Source organism: Streptomyces sp. NPDC029836 (assembly GCF_055574495.1).
The window spans coordinates 85375-103399 of record NZ_JBVHZI010000008.1; the positions used below are offsets into that span (position 1 = coordinate 85375).

Sequence of the window (18025 nt, forward strand, 5' to 3'; positions counted from 1 at the left end):
GGGGGCGGGGCGGCCCGGGCGTCGGCCCCGCCCGGGCTTCAGCGGGCCGCGGTCCGTCGCAGGGCCTCGGCCGCGCCGCCGCCGGTCCGCAGCGTCAACGGCGTCAGCGATGTGACCTCGCCCGTCACGCCGCCGAGGCGCTCCGGCCGGGAATCCGAGCCGGGGTGCCGCCCGCCGCGCCCCTCCCCGAGCACCTGCCAGCCGCCGCGGGTCAGCGTGATGTACGCCCCGCAGCGCAGTCCGTGCAGGGTGCAGGCGTCCCGCAGCCCCCACATCCAGGCGCCGTCCTCCTCGGTCCAGCGCTCGTCGCCGTCACGGCAGTAGAGCAACACCGCCGTCCGGATCGGGGTCCGTCGCCGCAGGTCGTGCGGGAGGATCCGGCGCAATCGGGACAGCAGCGCGTTGCGGTACTCCCAGCCGTCGGCCGAGACCGACCCCTGGACGAAGGAGGCGCTCGCGACGAGACGCTCCTCCGGGTCAAGGACGGCGATCACCGCGGTGGAGGGCGCGGGGACGTGCCGGGAGTGCAGGCCGCTCACGACCTCGCGCGGATTGCGCAGCAGGGGGATGCCCGCCGCCGTCCATTCCTCTGGTTCGAGCAGTCTGCCGTGCCGACTGGCTCCGCCGGTGACCGTTGCCAGGGACGTGGGCGAGGAGAATCCGAAGGTCACGGTCCTCCCTTCGGGTACACGCCCGTGAAAGGGCACGGCTGGGGTGCGGGCGCGCCGCGGCTCGGCCCTGGAGAGTGCCGAGGAGCCGAACGGGAGCACTCCGATTCTCGCGCGGCCCGCGAGGGTGGGGCAATGAGCATTTGAGGCGGCGGACCGGAATTCGCCGGTATGCCGTTCATATCCTTGCCCCATCCCATCGGGAATGACGCATTTGCTGCGCCCTGAGCTCGTGCACCAGCCCGAACACCCTGCGCGGGCCCGGTCCGGCGGCCCGGCCGACGGACCGGCGTGGGCGGCGCGTCACGCTTAGTGACTTGGCCGATTGTCCCCGCCATCGGGTTGCATGGGGGGCATGACCACCCTGGAGCTCCGCACTGAAGCCGATACCATCCTCGCCGAGCTCGTGGGCGCCCCGGGCGGGTCGGCGCGACTGCGGGAGGACCAGTGGCAGGCGGTCGCGGCCCTGGTGGAGGAGCGACGGCGGGCCCTGGTGGTGCAGCGCACCGGCTGGGGAAAGTCGGCGGTGTACTTCGTCGCCACCGCCCTGCTGCGGCGGCGCGGCGCCGGTCCCACGGTGATCATCTCGCCGCTGCTGGCCCTGATGCGCAACCAGGTCGAAGCGGCCGCGCGGGCAGGCATCCAGGCCCGCACGATCAACTCCGCCAACCCGGAGGAGTGGAACACCATCTACGACGAGGTCGAGCGCGGCGAGACCGACGTCCTCCTCGTCAGCCCGGAACGACTCAACTCCGTCGACTTCCGCGAGCAGGTGCTGCCCAAGCTCGCCGCCACGACCGGTCTCCTCGTCGTCGACGAGGCGCACTGCATCTCCGACTGGGGCCACGACTTCCGCCCCGACTACCGCCGGCTGCGCGCGATGCTCGCCGAGCTCGCCCCCGGCGTACCCGTGCTGGCCACCACCGCGACCGCCAACGCCCGGGTCACCGCGGACGTGGCCGAGCAATTGGGCACCGGGGCCGGCGAGGCGCTGGTGCTGCGCGGCCCGCTGGAGCGGGAGAGCCTGCGGCTGGGCGTCGTCCAACTGCCGGACGCCGCGCACCGGCTGGGTTGGCTCGCCGAGCACCTCGACGAACTGCAGGGTTCCGGGATCATCTACACCCTTACCGTCGCCGCCGCCGAGGAGGCCACCGCCTACCTGCGACAGCGCGGCTTCGACGTCGCCTCGTACACGGGGCGCACGGAGAACGCCGACCGGCTCCAAGCGGAAACCGATCTCCAGGAGAACCGCGTCAAGGCGCTCGTCGCGACCTCGGCGCTGGGCATGGGCTTCGACAAGCCCGACCTGGGCTTCGTGATCCACCTCGGCTCGCCGTCCTCGCCGATCGCCTATTACCAGCAGGTCGGCCGCGCGGGCCGCGGCGTCGAGCACGCGGACGTGCTGCTCCTGCCGGGCAAGGAGGACGAGGCCATCTGGCGCTATTTCGCCGACACCGCCTTCCCGCCCGAGGCGCAGGTCAGGCAGACTTTGACGGCTCTCGCCGACGCGGGACGGCCGCTGTCCGTACCGGCCTTGGAGGCCGCCGTCGATCTCCGCCGCACCCGGCTGGAGACCATGCTCAAGGTCCTGGACGTGGACGGGGCCGTCAAGCGGGTCAAGGGCGGCTGGGCCTCGACCGGTCAGCCGTGGACGTACGACTCCGAGAGGTACGACTGGGTCGCCCGCCAGCGGGCCACCGAGCAGCAGGCCATGCGGGACTACGTGAGCGCGACCGGGTGTCGGATGGAGTTCCTGCGCCGGCAGCTGGACGACGAGGGCGCCGTCCCGTGCGGCCGCTGCGACAACTGCGCGGGCACCTGGGCCGATTCCTCGGTGTCGGCGGAGACCCTGACGGGCGCGGCGAGGGAACTGGACCGTCCGGGTGTGGAGGTCGAGCCGCGCCGGATGTGGCCGACGGGCATGCCGGCGCTTGGCGTCAACCTCAAGGGCCGGATCCCGGCCAAGGAGCAGTGCTCCACCGGGCGGGCCCTGGGGCGGCTGTCCGACATCGGCTGGGGCAACCGGCTGCGTCCGCTGCTCGCCGACACTGCTCCCGACGTTCCGGTCCCCGATGACGTCCTGCACGCCGCGGTGGCCGTACTCGCCGACTGGGCTCGCTCCGCGGGCGGCTGGGCGCCGAACGTCCAGGACGCCACGGCACGGCCCGTGGGGGTCGTCGCCGTACCGTCGATGACGCGTCCGCAGTTGGTCGGCTCCCTCGCCCAGGGTGTGGCGACCGTCGGCCGTCTGCCGTTCTTGGGAAGCCTGACGTACACAGGGCCGGACGGCGCGCGCGCCGCGCGCCGCAGCAACTCCGCCCAGCGCCTGCGGGCCCTGTCCGGAGCCTTCGCCGTTCCCGACGAGTTGGCGGCCTCCCTCGCGGCGACTCCCGGGCCCGTCCTGCTCATCGACGACTCCACCGAATCCGGTTGGACCCTCGCCGTCGCCGCCCGGCTGCTGCGGCAGGCGGGCGCCGAGCAGGTCCTGCCGCTGGTCCTCGCGACATCGGGCTGAGGCGCGGGACGGGCGGTTGCCCGCATCGCGTTCAACAGAGCTGCCGCTCCGGGCGCATTGCTGGGAGGGTCGGTGGCGGACGGTGCCGGGGTGAACGCCGTGGTGTGGTGGGGTGGCGGCCTCGCGGTGGGCGTCCTCGTGGCGACGATGTTCGGCAAGTGGCCGGCACCCGCACGGCTCTGAGGCTGGGGCCGGTGCCCGGCCTCGGGGTCGGGCCGGCGGTGGTGCCGGCCCCTCGCCCGCGGAGGTGTACACGCGGTGGTGGCCGATCGGGTTGCGGCGACCCTCAACGCGGGCGCGGTTGCGGCGTGGGCGGATGTCGACGAGTGCGGAGACGGCCGAGGGCGTGCGATGTGTGTTCATGGGTCCATGGAACCCGATGCCGCCGACATCGTGCCCGGGCCGCCCTCAGCCTGTGGAAGTTGAAACTTGGATGAGTTATCCACAGGGGTTTCGTGATCGCGCCGGACACGGGACCTTCGACGCATGACGAAGAACCACGAATCACCCAGCCAGTCCGGCCGTCCCTCTCCGAGCGCGTCCGGATCCCCGACTCCGTCCCCGATCACCTTGCGCAGTCCGGCCGAACTGGCCGACGCATTGCCCTACATGCTCGGCTTCCACCCGACGGACTCCCTCGTCATGGTCGCCGTGCACGGCGCGGGAGGACGCTTCGGCGGCCGGCTCCGCGTCGGCATCCCCCTGTCGCCCGGCGAATGGGAGGAGACCGCCCGTCAGGTTGCCGAATGCCTGGTCCGCGGCAGCGAACGGCGTGACTCCAAGCCGGACGGCATCGTGGTGTTCCTGTACCAGGACCCGCGTGAGGGGGAGAGCGGCCGCGAGGTCATGACCCGGCTCCGGCCGCTCGCGCAGCGACTGCGCATCGCCTGCGGGGAACTGGACGTGCCCGTACTGGAAGCCCTGTGCCTCTCCGGTGGCCGCTACTGGTCGTACACCTGTCACGAAGCCGCCTGCTGCCCTGCCGAGGGCAAGCCCCTGGACCCGCCCGGCACTTCGGTGATGGCTGCGGCGGCGACCTACGCCGGGCTTCAGGTGCGGGGCTCCCTGCAGGAGATCGAGGACCGATTCGCGCCCCTGCGGGGTGCGCCCGTCGCGGACCAGGAGGCCGCACTGGATCGCGCAGCCGTCGCTCTGGTGCCGAAGATCCTCGACGGCGCGACCCGCGAGGAGGTCGGCGCCGAAACGCTGTCCGTGGCCAAAACCCTGATGCGGCGCCTGGCGCTCGCCCCGCCCGCCGAAGCGGGAACCCGCGCCGATGACCGCGATGACGCCCTGCTGGGCCACGACGAGGCCGCGGCCGTGATCCTCGGCCTCCAGGACCGGGAGATCCGCGATATCGCAGCCGAGTGGATGGAGGACGACGAGGCCGCACCCGCCCTCAGGCTGTGGCGGGCCCTGGCACGACGCTGCGTCGGAGCGTACGGAGAACACGCGGCGGCCCCGCTCACCCTGGCGGGCTGGGTTTCCTGGTCCAGCGGTGACGAGCCGACCGCACGGATCGCGCTCGGGCTGGCGCTACGGGCCGACTCCGAATACCGCTTCGCGCAACTGCTCCACCACGCCTGCAACGAGGGCATCGACCCGGAGGGGTTGAGGCAGTGCCTGAGGGAGGAACGCAGCCGTCGCGAACCGCGTCGGAAGCGGTCCGCCGCCACCACTCGACCGCCCGGTCGGCGAACCGGACGCCGCGCGGAGTCCCGGCGTCCCGGATCCCGCCGTACCGAGTCCCGTCGGACTGAAGGGAGCGGGCAGTGAGCGCCCGGCGCGGCCCGTGCGACAACAGCGGCATCCGGCGGTTCCGGCGAGCGGTGGGTTCGGCCCTCCGCCCAGGTCGCCCCGCGCTACGGGGCCAGTCGCCACCGGGGGCCGTGACCCGAGCGGGGGCCGGGACGTTCCCCTGGAGGGCGGTGGGGGCCCGGCCGCGCTGCCGCCCAGCCGAACCGGCCGGAGCGCAGACAAGGCAACACATGGCTCCCCCCGCACCCCGGACCGACCCCACCGGGCCCCCCACCTTCCCGCAGGCCCACCCCCCGACCCGGCGGCCCCCCGAAACCGCACCCCGGTCCGGGCCGGACACCGTCGTGGGACCGCCGCCCGGCGACCCCGCGCCACCCATCCGCCCCCGGGAACGTGCGGCGACTCCACCAGAGTCCCGCCGGCAGCCCGGGGGAGGGGGCGAACCGGGCGCCGGGACCGGGGACGGGCCCGGCGGCACCGACGGACACCTCGGGGCGGCGGCGGAACCGGGGGCAGGGCCCGGCCGGCCGGGCACGCCGGGGACCGGAACCTCGGCCGCACGCCGGGCCGACCTACCCCCCGTACACGAAGCCGTCATCTGCGTCTCCGCACCCTGCCTGGCCATCTCCCCGGAGCACGGCCAGCTCACCGGGCGGGGCATCGAGGGCATCTACCGCGCCGGGCGACGGCTGCTGTCCCGCTGCGTGCTCCGCGTCGCCGGTCGGGACCCGGTCGCCGTCCAGGGGCGCAGCCTCGGCGCGGACCGCGCCGCCTTCACCGCCACCGTCCGCACCGGCTTCGAGCCCGGACCCGACCCCGACGTCGGGGTGGAGCGCGTCCGACATGCCGACGGCACCGAGCGGATCACCCTGCGCAGCTTCGCGGCCCGCCCGATGCGACTCACCGTGGAGCTCTTCCTGGGCAGCGACCTGGCCGATCTGGCCACGGTGGCGGCGGGTGGACCCGGGCCAGAACTGCCCGCGGCCGTCCATGCCGCCGGACTGCGCTGGAGCGCCGGTGAGGCGATGGCCGTCACCACCGCGGACCCGGCCCCCGACGATGCCCTCGCCTCCGCCGGACTCCTGCGCTGGCAACTGGAACTGACACCGGGACAGTCCCGTGTCATCGGATTGCGGACCACGCACGACCGCAGCGGAAGAGCGCCGGTGGGACAGGTCGCGAATCCGCTCTCCGCGGCCCGAGCCGAAGGCGATGACCCGAGGGCCGACGCCTGGTTCCGGACCAGCCTCGACGACCTGGGCGCGCTGCTCCTCAGGGACCCCGAGTCACCCGGCGACGCCTTCGCGGCGGCAGGAGTCCCGTGGCGGCTCGGCCTGGCCCCGGCGGAGTCGCTGTGGGCCGCGCGGATGGCGTTGCCGCTCGGCACCGGACTGGCCGCCGCCACCCTGCGGACGCTCGCCCGGAGCCAGACCGGCGGCAACGGCTCCGATACGGGCAAGATTCCGGGACCGCTGCGCGCCGCCGGACCGCAACTACCACCGGGCTGCACCGGTACGGAAGCCACGCTCGGCTTCCCGACCCTCCTGGCCGAGGCACGACGATGGGGACTCCCCGAGGAGGAAGTGGCCCGCCTGCTCCCCGCCGCCGAACGCTGCCTGAACTGGCTGCGCGGAGCCTTCGGGAAGGACGGCTTCCTGGCCGACCCCGACCCCGGACCCCGGCGCCTCGAAACCCAGGCCCACGCACATCGGGCCGCGCTGCTCGGCGCCGACCTGCTCGACGCGTGCGGTCGGCCCGGAGCCGCGGAATGGCGGGATCGGGCCGCCGAACTGAGAGCGAAGTTCCGGGCCGGCTTCTGGATCGACGGACCGGACGGGGGCCGCCCCGCCGCGGCCCTGCACCCCGACGGGCGGCCCCTGCCCCGGCTCACCGGCGCCGCAGCGCACCTGCTGGACACCGGGCTGTTGGGCGGCGGCCGGCTCGCCCCCGGCCTGCTGGACCCGGTACGCACCGAACATCTGGCACGCCTGCTCGGAGCTCCCGCCATGGATTCCGGTTGGGGACTGCGGAGCATGGCGACCCGGGAACCGGGCCACAATCCCTTCGGCCACCGGTCGGGCGCCGTCAGGGCCCAGGAGAGTGCCGTCGCCGTAGCGGGTCTCGTCCAGGCGGGTTACGAGAAGGAAGCCACCGGTCTGCTCCGCGGCCTGCTGGACGCCGCGGAAGCCTTCGGCTATCGCCTGCCGGAGATGTACGCCGCTGAGCAGCGCACCGCCGGGAGCGCTCCGCTTCCCCATCCGGCCGCCTGCAGGCCCGCCGCGGTGGCGGCCGCCGCAGGGATCCACGCGCTGACGTCCCTCGCCGGGATCCGCCCCGACGCCCCGGCGGCGACGGTCGCGGTGGCTCCACCGGCCGGCGCCCCACTGGGCGCCCTGCGCCTCTCGGGTCTGCGCGTCGCCGGGGAACCGTTCACCGTACGGATCAGCAGGCTCGGCGTGGGCATGGTGGAGGAGGCCGGGGATGCGCTCCAACTGGGTGGATAGGCCGCGACCTCGCAGCTCCGTCGGGCCGGTGGCATCCGGTGCGCGCGCTCATCAGGCCGATGGTCGCCGACGCTCCGGGCCTCGCCGTCCCCGCGCCCCGCGGTGGCCCGCACCGAGGTCCGCCGGGCCGGATCGCCGGTGGTCCGGGGGCGTGGTGAGGGTCGCGCGACGCTGCCACCGGGCCGGTGCGATCAGGAAGATGGCCGCTGGGTTCCAGATCACGGTCTCCGGGATCACCAAAGCCCTGTTTATCGTCAGGCAGACGACTATGATCGCGGCATGTCGCCCTACGACCCGTCGGCCTATCCGCCCTTCGCCGTCACCGTCGACCTGGTCGTGCTCACCGTGCGGCGCCACGCGCTCTGCGCGCTCGTGGTGCGACGGGGCGAGCAGCCGTTCCAGGGACGCTGGGCCCTGCCCGGCGGCTTCGTCCGGGGGGACGAGGACCTGGCGGGTGCCGCGGCTCGGGAACTCTCCGAGGAGACCGGACTGTGCGCCCACGATCCGGCGGCCCCCGGCGCGGGAAACGGCGCACACCTCGAACAGCTCGCCACCTATGGTGATCCGCAGCGGGACCCCCGCATGCGGGTGGTCAGCGTGGCCCACCTGGTGCTGGCCCCGGACCTGCCCGCCCCCCGCGCCGGCGGCGACGCCAACAGCGCCCGCTGGGCGCCGGTCGACGAACTCCTGCAAGCGCCCGACCAGGCGTCCGCCGGACTCGCCTTCGACCACGCCACGATTCTCGCCGACGGCGTGGAACGAGCCCGCTCGAAGATCGAGTACTCCTCCCTGGCCACAGCCTTCTGCCCGCCCGAGTTCACCGTCGGCGAGCTGCGCCGGGTCTACGAGGCGGTGTGGGGCGTGGCTCTCGACCCGCGCAACTTCCACCGCAAGGTCACCGGGACCCCTGGGTTCCTGGTGCCCGCCGGGGGAACCACGACCCGTCAGGGGGGTCGCCCCGCCCAGCTGTTCCGGGCCGGCGGGGCAACCCTGCTCAACCCTCCGATGCTGCGCCCCGAAGTCTGAGCCACCTGCCACGACACCGGCTCCGCCACGGACCGGCTACGTAGAAAATCGGACATATCGCGTTATCTTGCTTGCGGTACTCACACTGCCGCAGAGCGGTCTCACCCCCCGCGAGAGAAGCGATGCTCCAGGCCATTGGACTCACCAGCGCACCCCGTCGGAAACTCCCGCCCCTCGTGGACGGCCTCACCTTCGAGGTCCGCCCCGGGTCGGTGACAGCCCTGCTCGGCGATCCGGGCTCGGGCAGGACCACCGCCCTGCGGCTCATGCTCGAACTCGAACCGGGCCGCGGCATCACGTACTTCCGAGGACGCCCGCTCCATCGGATCCCGCACCCCGGCCGTGAGGTCGGCGTGCTCCTCGGCGACGTACCCGGCCACCCGGCGCGGACCGTCCGCAACCAGCTGCGCATGCTGTGCGCCGCTGCCGGAGTGCCGGCGTCCCGCGCCGACACGATGATGGAGGTCGTCGGCATCGGCGGCCTGCGCGACGAGCGGCTCGGCTCACTCTCCCTGGGCATGGAACGCCGGGTCGGGCTGGCCGCCGCCCTGCTCGCCGATCCCTGCACCCTCCTTCTCGACGAGCCCGGCGCCGGACTCTCCGCCAAGGAACGCGCCTGGCTGCACGGACTGCTGCGCGGCCACGCCTCCCTCGGCGGCGCGGTGCTGTTCACCACTGACGACGCCAAGGAAGCGGCGGCCAACGCCGACCGGGTCGTTTCCATCGCGTCAGGTCGCCTCGTCGCCGACCAGGACGCCCGTGACTTCGCCCGTACCCGGCTGCGGCCGCGCGTCGCGGTGCGCACCCCGTACGCGGCGAGGCTGGCCGACGTACTGACCCGTGAGGCGCGGGCGGCCCAGCGTGCGGTGGAGATCGTCGAGGAGAGCGGCAGTCGGCTCTCGGTGTACGGCAGCAACTGCGCGGAGATCGGCGAGGCGGCCTTCCGTCACGGCGTCCTGGTCCACCAACTCGCCGACGAGACGGGACAGACCGGCGATGTCGGCGACCTCGGCGGCGTCGAGCCCATCGGTGACGTCGCGGCGTCGGTGTCGCCCGTCCCGCAGGCCCGCACCCGGGCCGGGGCCCCACTCCGCTCCGACGGCCGCTCGGAAGCCCGGCCGGAAGACCGCTCGGACATCGGCTCCGAGTTCCGCATCGAAGTCGGCGCACGCATCCGCACCACGGCGGGCTTCGAGGCGGTGACGAGCGCGAGCCGGGCCGATGCGCGTCCCGCCGGCCAGGCCGCGCCCCGGTCGTCACCCCACCCGGCCCCGCGGCACGACGGCAGCCCCGGTTCCGGAGGGGGGAGCGGCGTCGGGGAAGCCCTCGGAGGCCCATCCGACCAGGGCGTGGTGTCGGAAGCCCCCGTCACCGGCTCAACGCGTCCCGCAGCCGACCGACCCGGGGCAGTGGGTTTCGGGGCGTCGGACCCTGCTGCCGACCTTGACGTCACACCGCGTTCCGGAGCGGCACACCCGGACTTCGAGCACCTCGACTTCGGGCACGCCGGCTTCGGGCACGCCGGCTTCGGGCACGCCGGCGTCGAGCACGCCGGCTTCGAGCACCCCGAAGCCAGGAACCCCGCAGGACCGCGTCCGCGCCCGCGTCCGCGTTGCGCGGACCCCGGCCGGGGCGGACCCGTAGTGCGCCGGGTGGGCGGGCCGCTGCGTCCGCTGCGCTACGAACTCCGCCGGATGTTCGGCACGACCACGCCCCTCCTGACGGCAGCCCTCGTCGTCGTCGCCTCCGTACTCATCTCCCTCGTGCTCGTCCGGGCGGGCCACACCCCGCAGGCCCGGCTCCTCGTCGCCTGGCCCGAGTTGCTCCCGCTGCCTCCGGCCGCGCTCGGCGCGGGACTGCTCGGCGCCCTCGCCTTCGGCGAGGAGTACCGCTACCCCGCGCTCGCCGCGGACCGCGGCACCGTGCCGCGTCGCATGGGACTGCTCACCGCCAAACTCGGGGTCTGCGGCGCCCTCGCGGTGCTGCTAGGCGCCCTCGCCGTCCTCGCCGACGTGGCGGCCCTGCGCCTCGTCTTCGGAACCGCGCCCCTGCACGCGCCCGCCGAGTGGATCTCCCCGGCCGCGAGTTGGGCGGGACTCCTCCTCGGCTGCGCGTGGGCCGGGGTGCTGGCCTCCGGCGCGTTCCGGTCCGCCACCGCGGGCCTGGCCGCTGTGCTCGCCGTACCGGTGATGGTCGTACCGCTGGTGCGCAAGACGCTGGAGGGGCCGTCCGCGTACCCGGTGAGCGGAATCGGATCCAGGCTCCGGAGCCTGGCCTGGGGCCCGTGGCCGCCGGAGGCCGACCGGTTCGTCCTCGGCGCACTGCGGATGATGACCCAACCCGTGGGGACCGCGCTGGTGTTGTCGCTGATGGTCCTGTTGTGCGCCTATGGGTTCACAGGACTGCGTGCGCGAGTCCGTTGGTGACCGTTCCCGTGCGGGACGGGACGTTCGGAAGACCACGGAAGACCGGATCCTTCGCCATCACGTGACGCGGAGCGCAACTCCCAGCAAAAGGCCCGGATCTTTACGATAAGTCGTCAATTGCGTAGGTGGCACCGATCACCCTTTCGTGTGCTTTTCACCAAAGACCTCAAGGGTGAAGGAGGCACGGCCGACAAAGGATTCGTGAGTACCCTTGCGCACACCATGATGACCGCCGCCCGCCATGCCGACACCGGCCTCGCCGGCCCGGGCGAACTCGACCGCTACCCCTATGCGGAGACCTCCGGCTCCGACCGGGTCGGACCGCCCCACTGGGACGGCGCCGACATGGAGTTGAGCCGTGTAGGCCGCCGAGCCGCCGGCAGCCGCGGCCGCGGACTGCACGGCCAACTCGTCCAGCAGCTGGGCCAGATGATCGTTTCCGGAGACCTCGGCGCCGACCGCCCGCTGGTTCCCGAGGAGATCGGCCAGCGCTTCGAGGTCTCCCGCACCGTCGTCCGGGAGTCCCTGCGCGTCCTGGAGGCCAAGGGCCTCGTCAGCGCCCGCCCGAACGTGGGCACCCGGGTCCGTCCCGTCGCCGACTGGAACCTCCTCGACCCGGACATCATCGAATGGCGCGCCTTCGGACCGCAGCGTGACGACCAGCGCCGCGAGCTGGGCGAGCTCCGCCTGACGATCGAGCCGCTCGCGGCCCGCCTCGCCGCCGGGCACGGTCGCCCCGACGTCCAGCAGCGACTCGCCGACATGGTCGAGATCATGGGGCACGCCCTCGGCCAGGGGGACGTGATCACCTTCGGTCGCGCCGACCACGAGTTCCACTCGCTGCTGGTCCAGGTCGCCGGCAACCGCATGCTGGAACACCTCTCCGGCATCGTCTCCGCCGCCCTCCAGGTGTCCGGCAGCCCCGTCACCGCCTGCGACCGCCCGAGCGAGACCTGCGTGGCGCACCACGCGCGGATGGTCGAGGCCATCGCCGCCGGTGACGCCATCGGAGCCGAGAACGCCATGCGTCAACTCCTGACGGTGCATCCGGAGGTCGAGCGCGTGGTCCCCGCCCCGCGCGAGCACTGAGGCGCCGACGCGCGGGGGCGCGGGGGTGCAGCACCGGTCGCCGGGCCCGTTTCGGGTCCGGCGACACCGGCGTCCGGGGGTTGTTCGTAGCCCCCGGACGCGTTTGTGTGAGCGTACGAACGGTGTCGGTCGGGGCTCCGTGTGACCCTGGCCACCAAGATAGGGGCGTAACGCTCCGCGACGTCACGCGATGACGTAAGAGGTGATGGCCGACGGAGGGAAGACAGCAGCCCTTGGGGATGCTGTGCAGCTCCCCGGCCCCTGCCCGCGCCCCCGGCCCATCCCCAGTCGGTGTCGTCGGCTCCGGTCCAGCACCAGGCCGGGGTCGGAAGCCGTTTCCATCGTTCCGAGAGGTTGTTCGTGTCGGCCAGCACATCCCGTACGCTCCCGTCGGAGATCGCCGATTCCGAGTCTGTGATGGCGCTCATCGAGCGAGGCAAGGCCGAGGGGCAGATCGCCGGCGATGACGTGCGTCGGGCCTTCGAGGCTGACCAGATTCCTGCGACCCAGTGGAAGAATGTCCTGCGCAGCCTCAACCAGATCCTTGAGGAAGAGGGTGTGACGCTGATGGTCAGTGCCGCGGAGTCGCCCAAGCGCACCACCCGCAAGAGCGTCGCGGCCAAGAGCCCCGCCAAGCGGACGGCGACCAAGACCGTCGCGTCGACGGCGACGGCAGCCCGCACCGTGACCGACGAGACCGGTCCGGCCGAGCCCGGGGCGACGGACGCCGCCGCCGACGCGATCACCGCGGAGCCCGAAAACGAACCCGTGGCGAAGAAGGCCGCGGCCAAGAAGACCACCGCCAAGAAGGCCGCACCCGCGAAGAAGACCGCTGCCAAGAAGACGGCGGCGAAGAAGACCGCGGCCAAGAAGGACTCCGACGAGGCCGACGGGGAGACCCCGGAGGACGGCCCCGACGCCGCGAAGGGCGAGGCGGACGAGGAGGAGGAGAGCGGGGAGAACAAGGGCTTCGTCATCTCCGACGACGAGGACGACGCCCCCGCCCAGCAGGTCGTCGTCGCCGGCGCCACCGCGGACCCCGTCAAGGACTACCTCAAGCAGATCGGCAAGGTCCCGCTCCTCAACGCCGAGCAGGAGGTCGAGCTCGCCAAGCGCATCGAGGCAGGCCTCTTCGCCGAGGACAAGTTGGCGAACTCCGACAAGCTCGCGCCCAAGCTCAAGCGCGAGCTGGAGATCATCGCCGAGGACGGCCGTCGGGCCAAGAACCACCTGCTGGAGGCCAACCTCCGCCTCGTGGTCTCCCTGGCCAAGCGCTACACCGGCCGCGGCATGCTCTTCCTGGACCTGATCCAGGAGGGCAACCTGGGTCTGATCCGCGCCGTCGAGAAGTTCGACTACACCAAGGGCTACAAGTTCTCCACGTACGCCACGTGGTGGATCAGGCAGGCGATCACCCGCGCCATGGCCGACCAGGCCCGCACCATCCGCATTCCGGTGCACATGGTCGAAGTGATCAACAAGCTCGCCCGCGTGCAGCGCCAGATGCTCCAGGACCTGGGCCGCGAGCCCACCCCGGAGGAGCTGGCCAAGGAACTCGACATGACCCCCGAGAAGGTCATCGAGGTCCAGAAGTACGGCCGCGAGCCGATCTCCCTGCACACCCCGCTCGGTGAGGACGGTGACAGCGAGTTCGGCGACCTGATCGAGGACTCCGAGGCGGTCGTGCCGGCCGACGCCGTGAGCTTCACGCTCCTGCAGGAGCAGTTGCACTCGGTCCTGGACACGCTGAGCGAGCGCGAGGCGGGCGTGGTCTCCATGCGCTTCGGCCTCACCGACGGCCAGCCCAAGACCCTCGACGAGATCGGCAAGGTCTACGGGGTCACCCGCGAGCGCATCCGACAGATCGAGTCCAAGACCATGTCGAAGCTGCGGCACCCTTCCCGCTCGCAGGTGCTGCGCGACTACCTGGACTGATCACTCGCGGCCGACCTGGGGGACCGGCCGCGACGGACCGGTCCCGACGGGGCGTACGCGGGAGGCCGCGCGGGTGCGCACGGCCACAGGGCACACCACTCTGGGTGGAGTCATACACACTCGGAGTCAGGAGGCCTCATGCGTCGTCCCTTTGCCCGTGCCCTGGCGGGCGCGCTGACGCTGGTGACGGGAGCGGCCGCCGCGCCGCTCACTCAGGCCCCCCGCGCGGCCGCGGACAGCGTGGTGATAGGCGGGAAGCCCGTGACCTCGGGCGACAACCCCTGGGTGGTGGCCCTCGCCAGTCGTGACCGGTTCGGGGGTACCCGTGACGGGCAGTTCTGCGGGGGTGTCGTCGTCGCCCCGACCACGGTGGTGACGGCCGCCCACTGCCTGGGCAGCCAGGTGCTGGGCGGGCCGGTGGCATCCGTCGCCGATTTCCGGGTGATCACCGGGCGGACGGAGCTGCGGGCCGCTGACGGCCGGGAGATCGCGGTGCGCGCGGCCCGGGTCAACCCGGCTTACGACCCGGCGAGCAACGCCGGCGACCTGGCCGTCCTGGAGCTGGCCGAGGCGGTGCCCGCCGACCACGTGCTCCCCATGGCCGGCGCGGGCGACCACGCCTACGACCCCGGCACCGAGGCGACCGTCTACGGCTGGGGCGACACGAGCGGATTCGGCGACTACGCCTACGGGCTGCGGGCGGCGCCGGTCACGGTGCTGGACGACGACACCTGCCGACGGGCCTACCCGGGGGACCGGGACGGGCAGTACCGACCCGACTCCATGGTGTGCGCGGGCCATCCCGACGGCGGCAAGGACGCCTGCCAGGGGGACAGCGGCGGGCCGCTGGTCGCCCGCGGGCGCCTCATCGGGTTGGTGTCCTGGGGGCGCGGCTGCGGGCGCGCCGACAGCCCCGGCGTCTACACCAGGGTCGCCCCGTTGATGGAGTTCGTGAACGGCCCGCAGGGGAGCGCGCGGCCCGACGCGGTGTGAGCACACCTCGTAGGCGCCGGGAGAGCCTCCAGGCGCCTCTCACGCCCCCGCTGGGGGCGTGTGGGTCGAGGCGGGTGGGCCGGGGCGGTGAAAAACCCCCCGGGCATGAGGACGGGCGGCATCCCTGGGTCTCAGAGATGCCGCCCGTCGACCGGCCTGGGCCGGTCCATGCTCGTCGGATGCGAGGCGCAGGCTAGGTGTCAGCGGTCCTCGGTGTCGGCGGCAGCGGCCACCGGAGCGGACGTAAGCCGCTCGGTCTCATCCTGTATTTCCGCGGCGATCTTCTTGAGTTCCGGCTCGAACTTACGCCCGTGGTGGGCGCAGAAGAGCAGTTCACCACCGCTCAGCAGGACGACGCGCAGATATGCCTGGGCGCCGCAGCGGTCGCATCGGTCAGCGGCCGTCAGCGGGGTCGCGGGTGTCAGAACAGTAGTCACGTCGCCTCTTCTCTAGCTCGACGAGCTGTCGTACCAGGGTCAACATCCAACCAGGCCGAAAACGTTCCCGCTCGCGGCTTTTCCTCGAAACTTCCTTCCGAAGCTGGCCGGCTGTTGCCGGTTGGCGGCGAAGGAGCCGTATTGCGTTGCTTTACGGTTTCGCGTTGTCAGTCGTTCGCTTGTAGCAGTTCGTGTCCTCCCCGGCGTGAGCGCCGGTTGTGCATGAGGACGTGCCCGAACACTAAATGGTTCATGCCTGGAAGGGAACGTGATGTTTGCTTCACCCTCGCGGGGGATCGAACACCCGTGCGGATCTGCACTAGGCTGAGGAACGCGAGAGGGTGGCGTTGCATCGGCTCTACCAGGCCTCGGTACCCTCGGACCGGCACTTGTGCCACCCTTGCGCCCGACCGGGCCAGAAAAGAAATTCAGCGAGGAGCGAACTGCGTGACCGCCGACACGTCCGTGCCTTCCAGCGCGCTGCTGTCCGGAGCAGACCGGGACGGTTCCAACTACACCGCGCGGCACCTGCTCGTCCTCGAAGGCCTTGAGGCCGTTCGCAAGCGCCCCGGCATGTATATCGGCTCCACCGACAGCCGAGGCCTGATGCACTGCCTCTGGGAGATCATCGACAATTCCGTCGACGAGGCCCTGGGCGGGTACTGCGACCACATCGAGGTGATCCTCCACGAGGACGGCTCGGTCGAGGTCCGGGACAACGGCCGCGGCATCCCCGTCGACGTGGAGCCCAAGACCGGCCTCTCCGGGGTCGAGGTCGTCATGACCAAGCTGCACGCCGGCGGCAAGTTCGGCGGCGGGTCGTACGCGGCCTCCGGCGGCCTGCACGGCGTCGGCGCCTCCGTCGTCAACGCCCTGTCGGCCCGCCTCGACGTCGAGGTCGACCGGAGCAGCTCGACGCACGCGATCAGCTTCCGTCGCGGCGTCCCGGGCCTGTTCACCGAGCAGGGCCCCGACGGCCCCTTCGACCCCGACCACGCCCTGCGCAAGGTCAAGCGGATCGCCAAGGGCAAGACCGGGACCCGGGTCCGCTACTGGGCCGACCGGCAGATCTTCCTCAAGGACGCCCGGCTCAACCTGGAGACGCTCTACCAGCGCGCCCGCCAGACCGCCTTCCTCGTACCCGGCCTGACCCTCGTCGTCCGCGACGAGCGCGCCCTCGAAGGCGCCGGCAAGACCGAGGAGATCTTCCGCTTCGACGGGGGGATCAGCGAGTTCTGCGAGTACCTGGCCCAGGACAAGGCCGTCTGCGACGTGCTGCGCCTCACCGGCACGGGCACCTTCAAGGAGACCGTCCCGGTCCTCGACGACCGCGGGCACATGACGCCGACCGAGGTCACCCGCGAGCTGGGCGTCGACATCGCCCTGCGTTGGGGCACGGGCTACGAGACCAACGTCAAGTCCTTCGTCAACATCATCGCGACCCCCAAGGGCGGCACCCACGTCTCGGGCTTCGAGCGCTCGGTCGCCAAGACCGTGAACGAGGTCCTGCGCTCGGCGAAGCTGCTGCGCGTGGCCGAGGACGACGTGGTCAAGGACGACGCGATGGAGGGCATGACGGCCGTCGTCACCGTCCGCCTCGCCGAGCCGCAGTTCGAGGGCCAGACCAAGGAGGTGCTCGGCACCTCGGCGGCCACCCGGATCGTCGCCGCCGTCGTCGCCAAGGAGCTCAAGGCCTTCCTGACCTCGACCAAGCGCGACGACAAGCAGCAGGCCCGCTCCGTGATGGAGAAGATCGTCGCGGCCGCCCGGACCCGGATCGCGGCCCGTCAGCACAAGGAGGCGCAGCGCCGCAAGACCGCGCTGGAGTCCTCCTCGCTGCCGGCCAAGCTGGCCGACTGCCGCAGTGACGACGTGGACCGCAGCGAGCTGTTCATCGTCGAGGGCGACTCGGCCCTCGGTACGGCCAAGCTCGCACGGAACTCGGAGTTCCAGGCGCTGCTGCCGATTCGCGGCAAGATCCTCAACGTCCAGAAGTCGTCGGTCTCGGACATGCTCAAGAACGCCGAGTGCGGCGCGATCATCCAGGTCATAGGAGCCGGCTCGGGTCGTACCTTCGACCTCGACGCCGCCCGCTACGGCAAGATCGTCCTGCTCGTCGACGCCGATGTGGACGGCGCGCACATCCGCTGCCTGCTGCTCACGCTCTTCCAGCGGTACATGCGGCCGATGGTCGAGGCGGGCCGGGTCTTCGCGGCCGTACCGCCGCTGCACCGGATCGAGCTCGTCCAGCCGAAGCGCGGCCAGGACAAGTACGTCTACACGTACTCGGACAACGAGCTGCGCCAGACCCTGCTGGAGTACCAGCGCAAGAACATCCGGTACAAGGACGCCATCCAGCGCTACAAGGGCCTCGGTGAGATGGACGCCGACCAGCTCGCGGAGACCACCATGGATCCCCGCTTCCGTACGCTGCGCCGGATCAACATCGGTGACCTGGACGGCGCCGAGCAGGTATTCGACCTGCTCATGGGCAACGAGGTGGCTCCGCGCAAGGAGTTCATCACCAGCTCGGCGGCGACCCTGGACCGTTCGCGCATCGACGCCTGACCGGGCGGACACCCTCCGGCGCCACGGCACACCGGTGCTCTTCACTCCATCACCTGAAGGAGTGAAGAGCACCGGGACACCAGTCCGGAAACGATTCATTCCGCAC

General features: G+C 72.2%; 11 protein-coding genes. 9 read left to right on the forward strand and 2 right to left on the reverse strand.

What is annotated here, in order from left to right; genetic code table 11:
- Positions 1 to 38: 38 nt before the first annotated feature.
- The gene (locus ACZ4XJ_RS23105) at positions 39 to 671 is read right to left on the reverse strand and encodes a hypothetical protein (RefSeq protein WP_362879259.1); all 633 of its coding nucleotides are present in this window, start codon (positions 669 to 671) and stop codon (positions 39 to 41) included.
- Positions 672 to 1023: 352 nt separating this feature from the next.
- On the opposite strand from ACZ4XJ_RS23105, the gene ACZ4XJ_RS23110 reads away from it, so the two are divergent.
- The 8 genes from ACZ4XJ_RS23110 to ACZ4XJ_RS23145 all read left to right on the forward strand — a co-directional run bounded on the left by ACZ4XJ_RS23110 (position 1024) and on the right by ACZ4XJ_RS23145 (position 14914).
- On the forward strand, positions 1024 to 3183 hold the full coding sequence (locus ACZ4XJ_RS23110; protein ID WP_468497191.1) for a RecQ family ATP-dependent DNA helicase: 2160 nt from the start codon (positions 1024 to 1026) through the stop codon (positions 3181 to 3183).
- Positions 3184 to 3669: 486 nt separating this feature from the next.
- Entirely contained in the window at positions 3670 to 4959 is a 1290-nt protein-coding gene (locus ACZ4XJ_RS23115) for a DUF4192 domain-containing protein (RefSeq protein ID WP_362879255.1), read from the forward strand.
- 578 nt (positions 4960 to 5537) lie between these two features.
- Positions 5538 to 7445: an amylo-alpha-1,6-glucosidase gene (locus ACZ4XJ_RS23120; RefSeq protein WP_468497321.1), complete on the forward strand. Its 1908-nt coding sequence runs from the start codon at positions 5538 to 5540 to the stop codon at positions 7443 to 7445.
- Positions 7446 to 7724: 279 nt separating this feature from the next.
- Positions 7725 to 8471: an NUDIX hydrolase gene (locus ACZ4XJ_RS23125; RefSeq protein WP_468497192.1), complete on the forward strand. Its 747-nt coding sequence runs from the start codon at positions 7725 to 7727 to the stop codon at positions 8469 to 8471.
- A 122-nt stretch (positions 8472 to 8593) separates the two neighbouring features.
- Positions 8594 to 10897, forward strand: a complete 2304-nt coding sequence (locus ACZ4XJ_RS23130) for an ATP-binding cassette domain-containing protein (RefSeq protein ID WP_468497193.1) — start codon at positions 8594 to 8596, stop codon at positions 10895 to 10897.
- 147 nt (positions 10898 to 11044) lie between these two features.
- Positions 11045 to 11986, forward strand: a complete 942-nt coding sequence (locus tag ACZ4XJ_RS23135; RefSeq protein WP_362879250.1) for a FadR/GntR family transcriptional regulator — start codon at positions 11045 to 11047, stop codon at positions 11984 to 11986.
- Positions 11987 to 12346: 360 nt separating this feature from the next.
- Positions 12347 to 13921 carry an RNA polymerase sigma factor gene (locus tag ACZ4XJ_RS23140; RefSeq protein WP_468497194.1) on the forward strand — a complete coding sequence of 525 codons (1575 nt, stop codon included), beginning with the start codon at positions 12347 to 12349 and terminating at the stop codon, positions 13919 to 13921.
- Between the two features lie 138 nt (positions 13922 to 14059).
- Positions 14060 to 14914 carry a S1 family peptidase gene (locus ACZ4XJ_RS23145; protein ID WP_362877968.1) on the forward strand — a complete coding sequence of 285 codons (855 nt, stop codon included), beginning with the start codon at positions 14060 to 14062 and terminating at the stop codon, positions 14912 to 14914.
- 200 nt (positions 14915 to 15114) lie between these two features.
- Here the strand turns inward: ACZ4XJ_RS23145 and ACZ4XJ_RS23150 are convergent, their stop codons facing one another.
- Positions 15115 to 15351: a DUF7455 domain-containing protein gene (locus tag ACZ4XJ_RS23150; RefSeq protein WP_362877969.1), complete on the reverse strand. Its 237-nt coding sequence runs from the start codon at positions 15349 to 15351 to the stop codon at positions 15115 to 15117.
- A gap of 447 nt (positions 15352 to 15798) precedes the next feature.
- Here ACZ4XJ_RS23150 and ACZ4XJ_RS23155 point away from each other — a divergent pair, with 447 nt between their 5' ends.
- Positions 15799 to 17919, forward strand: coding sequence for a DNA gyrase/topoisomerase IV subunit B (locus tag ACZ4XJ_RS23155; RefSeq protein WP_362877970.1), 2121 nt, complete (start codon positions 15799 to 15801; stop codon positions 17917 to 17919).
- Positions 17920 to 18025: the final 106 nt, after the last annotated feature.

What these genes read in the sequence shown, in the direction of transcription:
- ACZ4XJ_RS23145 (WP_362877968.1), top strand. Translation starts at nt 14,060, where the DNA reads ATGCGTCGTCCCTTTGCCCGTGCCCTGGCGGGCGCGCTGACGCTGGTG.
- ACZ4XJ_RS23130 (WP_468497193.1), top strand. Translation starts at nt 8,594, where the DNA reads ATGCTCCAGGCCATTGGACTCACCAGCGCACCCCGTCGGAAACTCCCG.
- ACZ4XJ_RS23110 (WP_468497191.1), top strand. Translation starts at nt 1,024, where the DNA reads ATGACCACCCTGGAGCTCCGCACTGAAGCCGATACCATCCTCGCCGAG.
- ACZ4XJ_RS23125 (WP_468497192.1), top strand. Translation starts at nt 7,725, where the DNA reads ATGTCGCCCTACGACCCGTCGGCCTATCCGCCCTTCGCCGTCACCGTC.
- ACZ4XJ_RS23115 (WP_362879255.1), top strand. Translation starts at nt 3,670, where the DNA reads ATGACGAAGAACCACGAATCACCCAGCCAGTCCGGCCGTCCCTCTCCG.